This is a genomic window from Haloimpatiens myeolchijeotgali (genome assembly GCF_042688525.2).
Classification (GTDB): Bacteria; Bacillota; Clostridia; order Clostridiales; family Clostridiaceae; genus Haloimpatiens.
Window position 1 is genome coordinate 1,675,196 of record NZ_JBHWAB010000001.1, and the last position, 13,581, is coordinate 1,688,776.

General features: G+C 25.6%; 10 protein-coding genes. 7 read left to right on the forward strand and 3 right to left on the reverse strand.

The window, feature by feature from the left end; translation table 11 throughout:
• The first annotated feature begins 6 nt into the window (after positions 1-6).
• On the forward strand, positions 7-855 hold the full coding sequence (locus ACFIJ5_RS07545; RefSeq protein ID WP_379805662.1) for a DUF2971 domain-containing protein: 849 nt from the start codon (positions 7-9) through the stop codon (positions 853-855).
• A 78-nt stretch (positions 856-933) separates the two neighbouring features.
• Here ACFIJ5_RS07545 and ACFIJ5_RS07550 read toward each other — a convergent pair whose 3' ends face one another.
• Both ACFIJ5_RS07550 and ACFIJ5_RS07555 read right to left on the reverse strand, forming a co-directional pair.
• Positions 934-1,206: a hypothetical protein gene (locus ACFIJ5_RS07550; protein ID WP_379805664.1), complete on the reverse strand. Its 273-nt coding sequence runs from the start codon at positions 1,204-1,206 to the stop codon at positions 934-936.
• Positions 1,193-2,167 carry a ParM/StbA family protein gene (locus tag ACFIJ5_RS07555; RefSeq protein ID WP_379805666.1) on the reverse strand — a complete coding sequence of 325 codons (975 nt, stop codon included), beginning with the start codon at positions 2,165-2,167 and terminating at the stop codon, positions 1,193-1,195. The genes ACFIJ5_RS07550 and ACFIJ5_RS07555 overlap by 14 nt, the downstream gene beginning before the upstream one ends.
• 249 nt (positions 2,168-2,416) lie before the next feature.
• Here ACFIJ5_RS07555 and ACFIJ5_RS07560 point away from each other — a divergent pair, with 249 nt between their 5' ends.
• Positions 2,417-4,624 carry a phage/plasmid primase, P4 family gene (locus tag ACFIJ5_RS07560; protein WP_379805668.1) on the forward strand — a complete coding sequence of 736 codons (2,208 nt, stop codon included), beginning with the start codon at positions 2,417-2,419 and terminating at the stop codon, positions 4,622-4,624.
• Between the two features lie 561 nt (positions 4,625-5,185).
• Here the strand turns inward: ACFIJ5_RS07560 and ACFIJ5_RS07565 are convergent.
• Positions 5,186-5,713 (reverse strand): hypothetical protein, encoded by a 528-nt coding sequence (locus ACFIJ5_RS07565; RefSeq protein ID WP_379805670.1) that lies wholly within the window; start codon positions 5,711-5,713, stop codon positions 5,186-5,188.
• A 196-nt stretch (positions 5,714-5,909) separates the two neighbouring features.
• On the opposite strand from ACFIJ5_RS07565, the gene ACFIJ5_RS07570 reads away from it, so the two are divergent.
• The 5 genes from ACFIJ5_RS07570 (at position 5,910) to ACFIJ5_RS07590 (ending at position 13,507) form a co-directional block, all read left to right on the forward strand.
• Positions 5,910-6,671: a homing endonuclease associated repeat-containing protein gene (locus tag ACFIJ5_RS07570; RefSeq protein WP_379805672.1), complete on the forward strand. Its 762-nt coding sequence runs from the start codon at positions 5,910-5,912 to the stop codon at positions 6,669-6,671.
• Between the two features lie 43 nt (positions 6,672-6,714).
• Positions 6,715-7,662, forward strand: coding sequence for a hypothetical protein (locus tag ACFIJ5_RS07575; RefSeq protein ID WP_379805674.1), 948 nt, complete (start codon positions 6,715-6,717; stop codon positions 7,660-7,662).
• Between the two features lie 19 nt (positions 7,663-7,681).
• Positions 7,682-8,137, forward strand: a complete 456-nt coding sequence (locus ACFIJ5_RS07580) for a hypothetical protein (RefSeq protein ID WP_379805676.1) — start codon at positions 7,682-7,684, stop codon at positions 8,135-8,137.
• A 192-nt stretch (positions 8,138-8,329) separates the two neighbouring features.
• The gene (locus ACFIJ5_RS07585; protein ID WP_379805678.1) at positions 8,330-11,257 is read left to right on the forward strand and encodes a DEAD/DEAH box helicase; all 2,928 of its coding nucleotides are present in this window, start codon (positions 8,330-8,332) and stop codon (positions 11,255-11,257) included.
• Between the two features lie 273 nt (positions 11,258-11,530).
• On the forward strand, positions 11,531-13,507 hold the full coding sequence (locus ACFIJ5_RS07590) for a hypothetical protein (protein ID WP_379805680.1): 1,977 nt from the start codon (positions 11,531-11,533) through the stop codon (positions 13,505-13,507).
• Positions 13,508-13,581 lie beyond the last annotated feature (74 nt).

Consider the following 13,581-nt stretch of genomic DNA (forward strand, 5'->3'; position numbering starts at 1 on the left):
GATGTTATGGATTCCAAAATGGATTTAAATATATTTAGGGACAAAATGAGAGAAGGATTAATTAATGCTATAGAATACAAAAATAATTTTGTACCAAAAACATTATACAAATATGTTCCATTATTAGATAATAGATATATAAAATATGAAGAAGAAAATAAAAAGAAGATAGATTCCTTAAAAAATAATAAAGTGTGGGTCGCACATTATAAAAGGTTTAACGACCCATTTGAATTTAAAATGATGACTGTAGATACGGAAAAACTAAAAGGGACACAATGGACAGCTGAATATATAGATGAATATTTGGAGTTGTTTAGAAACATTACTTTCGCATCATGTTTTAGTTCTGAAGTTGATAATAATATGCCAATGTGGGCTCATTATGCAAACAATCATAAAGGATATTGTATAAAATATTCAGTGTTAAATGCTCAAAGTATATTTCCAGTGTCATATGAATCTGTGAGAACTAAAAGTGCAGTAATTGTAACTAATATAATTAATGAAATGATTCAAGCGTATTCACAAAATTTAAAAAAGCCAACAGAAAAGTTTTATGAGTATTTTACTTATTTTTATCTTTCACTTAGTTGTAAACATAACTTTTGGAATTACGAAAAAGAGTATAGATTTTTGTATTTAAATCTGAATCCTAATAATAATACTGGAAAGCTTATAGATTTATCAGAAGCTGGTATAAAGGTAGACGCTATATATATTGGTTATAAGTGTGATGAAAATTATGTATCTGAACTTATTAATATAGGAAAATATATTGGATGTGAAGTTTATAAAATGGCATTTGATGAATACGGAGATGAATTTAAATTAAAATCAGAAAAAATTATTTGAAATTGTATTTATTCATTTAGTGTATATCACATGGATAAAAAAACTGCGGATAATTAGAGATCCACAGTTTTTTTATTGTTAAAATATATTATTTATCAATTCCTTATCCTGTTCCGAGATTATATTTCTTTTAGAAATATTAGAATCTATATTAATATTAGGAGAGGTGGATAGAACCTTGATTAAAGCTGTTTCTATAAGTTCCTGTAAATCATTATTTGAAGTATCTTTGTAAAGTTTTTCTTTTATAGCCTGGCATATAAAGTTACTTCTATTATTCATATATTTTATATGTTCATACAAATCCTCATATTCTTTAGAAAAGCTAATAGAAATTTTACGCTTGTCCATTTTTAATAAGTAACACCTTATAGAAAGACATGGCATTTACGAATTGTGAATCTGGAGAAATTGTAGCATGAGGATAAGTTTCTTGAATAACTTTTTTTAGAAGTAAACTTCCACCGCGGCAAAAAACAACTTTTCCATTACTGTTGAAAATATCTAATTCATTTTGTTTTGCAAAGCTAATTATATCTTTTAGATGTTCTTTCATTATTTTTTTAATTAATTCTTTACTTCCTTTTTTTGCAGTTCCATTAATAAACAGAATTCCATCATCTTTTAATATTTGTTCTACATCATCCTTGTAAAGTATTACTCCATATTCTCTACTTAATGCATCTGCTATCTTGCTTTTTAAAACATTACCACCCTTATTTGCAACCAACATACTATTTAAGTCAGGAACAAGATTATTAAATCTACAGATATTGCTGTTTAAGCCTCCTATATCAATTATTGTTGCTCTTGTGTTTCTATAATCATTTAGTGAAGTATATATAGGACCAATTGATTCAGGTAATATAAGAACATCATCTATATTAAACCTTACAGTTTCTTTATTTATAGTCATGCTAACAAATCCATTATTAAGAATATAGTCTCTATATTCTTCTTTGAGAGTAGCATTTTTATATATACTCAAAGGGGCTCCTACCGCAATTTTAATTCTTATAGAAGGATGTTTTTTTATAACTTTTGATATTGCAACATATATAGCAAGTTTATGTTCGATGGATTTTTTGGATAAATCAAAGCTAAGCTTATTTTCATTGACCATATCCCCTATTAAATAATTTTTATCGTTAAATTCTATCATGAAAGTGTTATGTTCAACATCAACTCCAAGGTTTTCTACTTCTTGAACTTTAGTTCTAAACATATCTCGTTGTAGGTTAAAGGCATTATGATACACAAATTTTGTACTATCTTTACCAGCATCAATTGCTATAAAAAGTGTGTTATTCATATTTTTTATCCCTCCTTATTTGATTAATTTATATATAATAAGCACTTAGGGTAGGAAATATTCCTACCGCTATGTGTGTTTTAGTCGTATTAGGTAGGAACTTGTAATACTTGGTGTATCAATTGAGTAAAAGCCTGATATATCAATAGGTTAAAAGGGCTAAAACCATGTAGAACTGTTTTTCTATTTAAAATATTTGACAAAAAAATTATTATATATTTATAACACAAAATGAAAGGGGAAATATTATTGATAAAAATTAGAAATTATGAAAAGTTAGTTGACGAAATAAAGAATTATTTAAGAAAGTATTTGGAGTTAAAAGGTATAGAGATAAAAGGAAAAAGTTTTAAATGCTTTCAACATAATGATAGCAACCCAAGTGCAGGATTAACTAAAGATGAAAGAGGGTTTAGATGTCATGCATGTGGAATATCTGGAGATATATTTACAGCCTATAGTATTATTGAAAATAAAAGTATCAGAGGGCAAGAATTCTTTAATGTACTTAAGGAGTTGGCAGATATTTTCAATATATCTTATGAGCTTGATGATGATTACAGATTGGTAAAAGATAATGCATATATTTATGTAGATAATATGGGAAATGAGGCTTATAAAATTGTAAGATATCATGAAGAAGATGCCTATGGAAACATAATTTTAAAGAGCAACCGAAAGATAAGCAAAGTATTTAAAGCTTATACAAGGACTAATGACGGATGGAAGTTAGGTATGGAAGAGCAGAGCAGATATATATATAATCTAAAGGAGATTAGTAAAGCTATTAAGGATGAAGAGGATGTTTACTTTGTAGAAGGAGAAAAATGTGCTGAGCTAATAAAGGATAAGTTTGGATTTACTTCAACTACTATAGCGTTTGGTTCTAATTCATGGAAAGAACCTTACATTGAATTATATAAGAAGCAGTTAAAAGGAGCAAATGTGATTCTAATTCCTGATAATGATGATAATGGGTACAAATTAATGAATCAAGTAGCTAAAGATTTAGGAAAGGTAGTTAAATCTTTAAAAATAATTAAATTAGATGAAGATTTAACTTTACCTACAGGTGGTGATTTAGAGGAATGGATTCAATTAGGAGGAAAAAAAGAAAGGTTATTGAAGTTGAAAGAAAAATCAAAGGAACTTATAGAAGATGAATGTACTTGGTATGAGAAAGATGAATTAGGTAGAATAAAAGTTAATACTGGATTGCTATCAAGGTATCTTATTAATAAAAACCCATCTATATATTCAGCAGCGAGATTTTATTTATATAACAAAGGAGTTTATAAAGAGTGTAAGTACAATGAAGTACAAGCTATAATAAAAGATAAAATTGAAGATAGATTATGTAAAATGAGTTTAATAAGAGATGTTGAGGGGTTATGGGCTATTGATAAAAAAGTTATAAAAGCACCTAATGAATTAGATACTGAGTCTAATATAATAAATGTAAAAAATGGTCTATATAATATTTTAACAGGAGAATTGAAAGGTCATGAGCATAATTTTATATCAACTATACAATTAGATGTAAAATATAATTCTGATGCAAAAGGAAGTGTATTTAATAAATTTTTAAATGATGTAGTGTCAGACAAAGAATTTCAATTATTGTTACAAGAGATAGCAGGATATACTATGTCAACTTTTAATAAAGCTAAAAAATTCTTCATAATACAAGGACCAAGAGATTGTGGAAAAACAACATTTTTAAATTTAATTATGTCTATAATAGGGCAAGAATATTTATCGCATATAAATCTTCAGCATCTTAATGAGCGATTTAATAAAGCAGAGCTTTTTGGGAAAATAGCTAATATAGCTACGGAACTTCCAGATAAGGGGATTGAAGATGTAGGATTTATAAAAGCCTTGGTAGGACAAGACCCTATACAGGCAGAGAAAAAATGCAAAGACCCATTTGCTTTTGTGAATAAAGCTAAATTAATATTTGCTTGTAATAATTTACCTCAAAATTATGGTGACAAAAGTGATGCTTTTTATAACAAAATGATAATTGTTAGGTTTGAAAGAAAATTTAATGATCAGGATATAGATGTTATGCTTCCAGAAAAGCTTGAAAAAGAAAAAGAATATGTTTTTTTATGGGCTATGGAAGGCTTGAGAAGGCTTGTAAATAATGGATTTAAATTTACGGAAACAAATACAACTAAAGAGTTAGTTGTATCATATAAATTAAAATCAAATAATGCTTTAGCTTTCGTTAAAGACTGTTGTGAATTAAATCAAAATGCACAAATTGGAAGTACAATCTTATACAATAATTATAAAAATTATTGTACCAAAAATAATTATAAAGCTGTAAGTAGAAACAAATTTAAAGAAGAATTGGAAAATGCTTATAAGGATAAAATACATTCAAAATTGATTACAAGCAAAAGAATATCTGGATATATAGGAATAACTTTGAATAAATTTACTTATTAAAGCTTAAAATATTATAACTTAGTGTGAAAATAATCTTTACTCAAAGTAAAGTTAATATATATATTTAAAAGAGCATTTCTTAATTAATTTAAGAGAGGCTCTTTTTCATTTGGTTAAGTATAGCAACTGAAGAAAAAATATCTTTTATTGAGAAATTATAAAGCATAAGGGGTATTGATTAAACTCTTATTTGATGCCATTTGAGAGGAATGAGATAAATTTTTTATATTTGTTTATATAATAATATAGCTATTTATAATTTTTTTATTGATGATATAAAAATAATCTCTCAAAACTCTCAACATGTTCAAATTAAAGAGCTGGATAAGTAAAATAGTCACAATTAAATTCTCTAAAAAGAGAATATTATTTCTCAGATGCTAAATGTAAATAACTCAATAAATCCTTTGAATACTTGATAATTATAACTTTTAATCAATAAATATAATGTTGATAGTAAAATCTCAAAATTAAACCGTAGTTATTTAAGAGTTTTTAACTATATATCGGATTTATGTATTCCAAAAAGTTGTTTTAAAAAATATAAAATGAAATTAATAGTTAAGCATCAAATATAGGCTCTAAATTTAAAGTAGTCAATAATTCATCTATATCAGGAAAATCATAAATGTGGTTATCAAAGAACCAAATTATAGCAGAATCACGATTATTAGGTTTAAATGAGTAACCCGCTACTTTTAATAATTCATTTATTTCTTTACAATTAAGTTTTAATGCAAGTCCAATCCTAATAATTTTGTATTTAGAAGGATTAGCAGTTTTATTATTAATTAATTTACTCCAATATTCTTTAGTTAAATTTGCTTTTGTATATACTATTGAGTCTTTTTTTATGCCTTTGGAATCTACGAGATATTGGATGTACCTACCTAAAGTCATGTTTTTTGAATCTTGTATGGTATTTTTTAAATCTGAGAATTGAAAATCTGATAAAGCGTGTCCAAAAACTAAATCAGAATCTTTATCATATTTAGATAAAATGTTTTTTATAAAATATTCTTTATCAGGATTTTGAATGATTTTTCTTAATTGAACTCTATATTTCACCATTTCCATGTATGAAGCCACAAGAAATCCTCCTTACTTAAATGTTGCCTATAAAGCAACCATAAATATTTGTTGTTCATATATAATTTTATCATAAGATGAAGTTGTCTAAAAGATTCGATTTTGGTTGAAATTTGAATAGAAAATAACTTGGATATAGTCTAAAAACAATAAATAAATATATATTTATTTTAAAGTAATGGAGGAAAATGTAAACATGACAAATGATGAACTATTAGAACTTATAAAAAATGAATATTATAGAATTAAACCAAAAGGATGCTGGGATTTTATGAAAAAAAGAGATAAGAGAATACCTTGTTTAAGTAAATTAAAAGAAAGGTTTGGAAAAACCTACAATCAAATATTAATAATGTCAGGTATATCCGATGATGAATTAAATTTTGTAAGAAGAAACAAGGAGCAATATTTAGAAAAGTTAAAACAAATCTCTATGGAGTTAGGATATGTACCATCACATCAAGAGTTTTTAAAAATGGGGTATTCCCCATCTATTTTAAAAAAATACTATGGCTCATATTTAAATGCAGTTAGGGAATTAGGGATTAACTTCAATTTAAGCGAAACGCCTATTATAGTAAAAGAAAGTAAAGAAGAGCTTCTGGATATGTATATAAGGTTTAGTGAATCTTTAGGTGGACCAGCATCATGTAATGACTTGGAAAAAAGTAAAAGAATATATAATGCAGGAGTTTTCAGGATTAGGTTTGGTGGAATGAAAGGATTAAAAAAGAGTGCAGGATTTGAACCGATTTATAAAAATAATGAAAAATACACAAAAGAGTATATAAAAAATATGTTGAGAAAACTTTATATTGAAAACAATAGGAGGTTAACAGCAAAAGAGATGGCAGAAGATTCAGATTTACCAAGTCTTGTAACTGTATTAACTAAATTTAAAACAACTAAAATAAGTGATATTTGGCAGGAAATAGAAAATGATATGGATTGTGTATAGAAAAATAAAAAATAATTATATATAATTGGGAGGAATTTAATATATGAACAAAATAAAAGTAAGATTTGATAATGAAGTATTAGATGTAATTACAGAAGATGAAGCATTAAACGCTATTGATACACATTATATAGCTAAAGAATTAGTAGAGTATTGTGAGAGTGGACTTGATTGTAGTATATATATAGACTTAGAAGATGGAGAGATTTTTAGTGTAGATGGGAATAATAGTTGTCTTAATTCAAGCCCAGAAACCATAATTACTATAGCTAATATTAAAGGGTATGGAGATTTAGGCTGTTTATATGATATAGTTAGTAATTTTGAAGATTTTAATGATTTTGAGAAAGAATATGAAGATTGGGTTGATGGAGTTCAGAGAGATTATAGTTATGACTTTAATATGGATAAATATTATGATGTTTGTGAAGCATATGTAGTAGAAGTTTTAGAGGAAGAACCCAATAAATATTTAAGTGAAGAAAGAATTTACTCAATGGAAAATGGAATGTTTTTAGATGATGTTGATGAAAATATTCTCAAATTTTATGAAAAGATAGAAATATTAAGTCCAATTGAGCAGGAATATGTAGAATTAGTTGAAAGTAAAGAAGCACCATGTTTTCTATACAATATATATGCTTCTACAAAAGAAGAACTAAAAGAAAAACTTTTAAAAATAATTGATAGAGATTATGGATTGGAATACTTTTTAAAAGAAGAGATTTATGAAGCTGTTAAAAATGAATATGTGGGAAATCGTTCAGAAGAATCAAATGAAATTGATGATTTTATAGATTCTTTTGTAAAAGATTTAATAGAGAATGAAGCTAAAAATGTTTTTATGAAGTGTATAGATAAAGAAAATGAGTATATTAAGGAATTTAAATGGATAGGTGAAGGAATATATGACTATTATAAAGATAACTATGGATGCATTGATAAAATTGATAATATTCTAATTATGTTAAAACAAGATAATAAAATCTAAAAGAGAAGGAGAACTATTAATGAAAAATAAAATATTCTTTGAACAATATGATGGAAGAATAATAGGCTTTGATTCAGTAAATGTAGACAAGTTATATAATTGTTTTGGTCTTTATAGAAAAAATGAAGAAGGAGAACTTGAGCGAATAGAAGATGGTTGTGATAGTGATTATTATACAGAAGATGAAATAATAGATGGACAAGTTCTAAATGAAGATGGCACTAAAACAGAATTAAATAGATTTGAAAAACAGCATATAATTTATAGAGCAACAGCAGGTTCAAATGTTTTTTTGTTTGAATATGGACAAGTAAGTGATGTCCGTACTGACTTAAAGAAAGAATGTGAAAATGTATGGATAGATAATAATGGTCAAAGCTATATAGATATATCAAAATCACTGAATTATACTATAATATTAAAGAAAGAAAATGAAATGACGGATGAAGAGTGGAAAAAGATAATTAAGATATAAATGAAAAGTTAATAGAATAAATAAAAGACATTTTACTCAAAGTAAATAAAAGATATATTTATTTGCTTATAGAATAAAGTGTCTTTTTTGTTGATTATTAGGAAAAAAATACTTACTTTGTCTATAAGATATATTATAATTAATATATAGCAATTTGTGTGTTATGCAAGTAAAGTATTGGAGATGATATTAGTGAGTTATTTTGAAGCTAATTATGACTCAGTTAGATACCCATATGAAACAGAATATAAAAAAGGGTTAAGAAAATCACAGATTGGAGCTATACATGCAATAGCTTCACATTTTACGACAAGTGAAACTCCAGCAATTATTACAATGCCTACTGGTTCGGGAAAAACCGCAATATTAATTTTGTCAGCATTTATATTAAGAGCTAACAGGGTGTTGGTTCTTACTCCAAGTAGGTTAGTTAGAAAGCAAATAAAGGACGACTTTAGTTTATTGAAAACATTATTAGATATAAATGCTTTAGTAGATATACATGAGAAACCGAAAGTATATGAATTATGTAATAAAATAACATCACAAGAACAGTGGGAGAAATTAAGAGAATATGATGTTGTAGTTGCTACTCCTATGAGTATTAGTCCTGTTATAGAAGGTATACCTAATCCCCCATATGACTTGTTTGATTTAATTCTCTTTGACGAAGCGCATCACAGTCCAGCAGATACTTGGAATAAATTAACTCAGATATTTTCAAAAGCTCTTAAGATATTATTTACAGCAACGCCTTATAGAAGGGATAAAAAGGAAATTAAGGGTAAATTTATATATAACTATTCTATTTCAGATGCGTTTAACGATGGGGTTTTTGGAAAAATAGAGTATATTCCAGTAACTTCTGAAAGTGAAAATGCTGATATTTCCATAGCTAAAAAGGCAGAAGAAATTTTTAGTCAAGATAAGATAAATGGATTTAAACATTACATAATGGTACGAACTGATACAAATAAGAGAGCCGATGAATTGGTTGAAATATATAGAAAAAATACAAACTTAAAGTTAGAATTAATAAATAGCAAGCATTCGTACAAGCATATAAAAGAAGTAATTAATATGTTGTATAAAGGTGAAGTGGACGGTGTCATTTGTGTTAATATGCTTGGTGAAGGATTTAACTTTCCTAATTTAAAAATAGCGGCTATTCATTCGCCACATAAATCTCTTGAAGTAACATTACAGTTTATTGGTAGATTTGCAAGAACAAATGCATCAGATATTGGTGTAGCGAAATTTATTGCGCTACCATCAGAGATTGAGATTGAATGTGAAAAATTGTTTGAAGAAGGTGCTGTATGGCAAGATATAATAACTAATTTAAGTGAAAATAAAGTAAATGAAGAAATTGAGCTTAGAGAAACAATCGATACATTTAAATGTATTCTTAATAAAGATGATGAGACGAAAGATTTGTCATTGCTATCATTAACACCATTTACTCATGTTAGGATATATTCTATAGATGATTTTAAAATAAATAGTGAAATAGATTTTGGAAAAAATATAGTTGTAGTAAACAAGCATGTAAGTGAAGAGCATTCAACTGTAGTTTTATTAACCAAAGAAATTAAAAATCCAAAATGGACAAATTTGAATATGTTTCAAAAAATTCAATATGATTTGTTTGTAATTTATTATGATAGAGCAAATAAGTTACTATTTATAAATGCAACTATAAAAACAGAGGAAATTTATAAAACTATTGCTGAGGCATATACTAAGTCTATTCCTAAACGATTACCTATAAGTAAAATTAATAAGGTTTTAGCTAATTTAAAAAATACTGAATTTTTTAACATTGGAATGCGAAATGGTGTTCAATCAAGCAATACAGAATCGTATAGAATTATAAGTGGTTCAAATGCACAAAAGGCAATAAGGAAGACTGATGGAAGAATATATCATAGGGGACATTGTTTTGGTAAAGGAATTGGTGAGAATGGAGAAATAACAGTTGGGTATAGTAGTGGTTCTAAAGTATGGAGTAATAGTTATTTATCAATACCTATGTTTTTAAAATGGTGTAAATATATTGCTTCAAAGATAAACAGTAAAGTTGTGGTAAAAACTAATTCAGCTTTAGATTTTTTACCTATTAGTGAAGAAGTAACTTCCTTTCCAAAGGGAACTGTTATATCTGCTGATTGGAATAAAGAAACTTATATTAAGCCCCCTATTATTAAATGTAAAAATGATATTGAAAATTTACCACATATTCAATTATTAGATACAGAATTAGAAATAATAAGCTCAACTAATGAATTATTAGTAATTGCATTAAAGCATAAATATTTTAAATTTAAAATAAAATTTTCTCTTAATGATACAAAGTACTTTGCATGTAGTGATGAAAATATTAATAATTTTTATATAGTTAAAATGTTTGATGAAATTACTTTACTTCAATATTTAAATGAAAATCCATTAACTTTATACTTTAATGATTTTTCATCATTAGTTGGAAATGAATATTATAGAAAAAATTATGTTGAACCAATACTAATAAACCAAGATATTTTAGAAACTATAAATTGGTTAGATAAAGGAGTAGATATAACAAAAGAGTTTGGAAAGGTAGCAACTGGAAAACAGTCTATACAAGAATATCTTAATTTATATTTAATAGAAAAAGATTTGAATTTTATTTATTATGACCATGGAACAGGAGAAATTGCAGATTTTATAACAGCAAAAATTTATGAAACACATATTACTATACAATTGTATCATTGCAAAGGAGCAGGTGGAAAAAGTCCTGGTGATAGAGTAGGCGATGTTTATGAGGTATGTGGTCAAGTTGTTAAATCTACTTTATGGACTGAATTAAAAAGATTAAAAAGTAAGTTAAGGGATAGAATGAAGAGTCATGATGATTCAAATGATAATCCAGGAAACTACAAAAGAGATTCATATGAAAAGTTTTTAGAAATAATAAACTTAGGTGAAACTATGGCAATTTATTTTGAAATAGTTTTAGTTCAACCAGGTATTTCAAAATTAGGCATGTCTGAAAAAATATCAAGTGTAATTGCTTCGGCTGATGATTTTTGTATAAATCAAGGGTATGAACATATAAAAGTTCTTTGCTCTCCTTAATGAAATAAAGAAGTAAGTATAATATTAAAAAAAATAATGCTATAATTTATTTAATAAACTTTAAATAAAAATGTTTTGGTAGCTGGTGTTACTTATAAAAAAATATAAGTAATTGCTTAAAGTACCAAAACTTTTTTTGTTTTACTAAAGCAATTCTTAGATAAAATTTTCAACTATATAAATTTCAAATTTAATATTTCGAGAGATGAAATCATTAAATCCATTGATATATAAGGTCTTAAAAGAAAAATAGTCAAGTATTATGAAAAGGAATTGATTAATTTTACAAGAGATATGCTTCAATATTGTTCACCAAAAGAAATAAGTGAAAAAATTAAAGAAATAATAAATAGCAATGATGCAATTTATAGAAGATTAGCTATACATATTATAAGTTATCATTATGAAAAACTAAAAGATATCTTTTGGGGCTTAGAGAAAAATCCTTTAGAAGATTATGAATCTAAATATGAAATTTATAGATTATTAGAAGATAAATCTGAAATATTTAATAATAGTGAAATAGATAAAATTTTATATTGGATAGAAAATAAAACATACTTTATTCCAGAAAATTACAAGAATGATGAGGAAATGAAAAAAATAGGTATAGCATATAATAAAAAAGAATTTCTATATCCATTATTAAATTCAAAAAATGAGAAAGTAATTAGTTTATATAATAAATATAACAAAATAAATCCAACGCCAATAGAGCATCCCGAAGAAATGCATAAAGTTATAGTAAAAGATTTTAATTATATTAGTCCATTAAAAGTTCAAGATTTAGAAAAAATGACAATAGAACAAATATGTAAATTTTTAAATGAATTTAAAGAAAGTAACGATTTTGAAGAACCTAGTGAAGAAGGTCTAGCAGAAACTTTTGAAAAGTATATAATAGATAATTTTTATGAAGTGGTAGAAGAACTAAATGATTATTTAGACATACCTGTTATATATCAAGATGCAATTATAAGCGGATTTAATAAAATAGATTTATTAGATAACAGCGTATATATTGAAAAAATACTAGATTTTTTAGAAAAGTTATCAGAAAAATTTTATATAAATTTAAAATCAGAAAATGATTATAGAAAATCCAGTTTAATATCATTAATAAGATTTATTGATAATCGTTTATTAGAAATAAATGATTTAGATAATGATAAAATTTCAAGGACAATTAAATATATTTTGATTAAAATACTTGAAAATGTAAAAGAAGATGTAGTTTGTAGTAATTATGTTACAAGTGCACTTAATACGATAAGAGGAAGATGTTATATTGCATTAGTTAAATATTCTTTAAAAGTAGCTAAGTTTAAGTTTTTAAATGAAGAAATTAAATGGGAAAATGATGTAAAAGAATTGTTCACAAAAAATTTAGATAAAGAAAAAGAGTCATCTTTAAATTATTCAGCAGTTTTAGGAATGTATTTACCACAGTTAATGTATTTGGACAAGAAATGGGTAGTGCAAAATATAGATAGAATATTTGATGAAAAGTTAGAAAAATACTGGCAAGCTGCAATGGAGAGTTATTTAGGGTATAGTAGATTTTATTTAGATATATATATATTGATGAAAGAGCACAATCACTATGAAAAAGCTTTAAGAACTAATTTTAATGATAAGGGTATAAATGAAAGACTGATACAACATATATGTATTGCATATTTAAATGGAGAAGACTCATTAGGAAATAAGACAACACTGATAAGTAAATTATTAGATAAGAGCGAAATTGAAAGTTTAGAATATATAGTAAGATTTATTTTAACAACAAAGGATGAATATATTAATACTAATATAAAAGTGAAAATAAAAGAATTATGGGGACAGCTTATTCTAGTGTTAGAAAATAATTGCCAAAATGAAAAATCCCAAAAACTACTATTTAAGTTATGTCAATGGATTAACTTTGTAGATATTTTAGATGAGGATGTGGTTAAGTGGGTTAAAAAATATATTAAAAATTGTAGGTATAACTATGAAACATATTGGATTATAAAAGGATTATTAAAACATGCAACAAAAGAGCCTAAAAAAGTTGCTGATATTTATTTAGTAATGATTGAAAATGAAATATATCCTAGATATGAAAATGAAATAAGGATATTAGTAACAATGTTTTATAATAATGGTTTAAAAAAAGAAGCAAATGAAATTTGTAACTCTTATTTATCCAAAGGGATGAAATTTTTGCAGGATATATATTACAAATTTAATAAGGCAGATAAATTTTAGGAAAAAATAATTATAATATTTAAAAGTGTAGTATGTCTTAGTAAGGGTATATAAAATTTTAAGATAGTAAACTA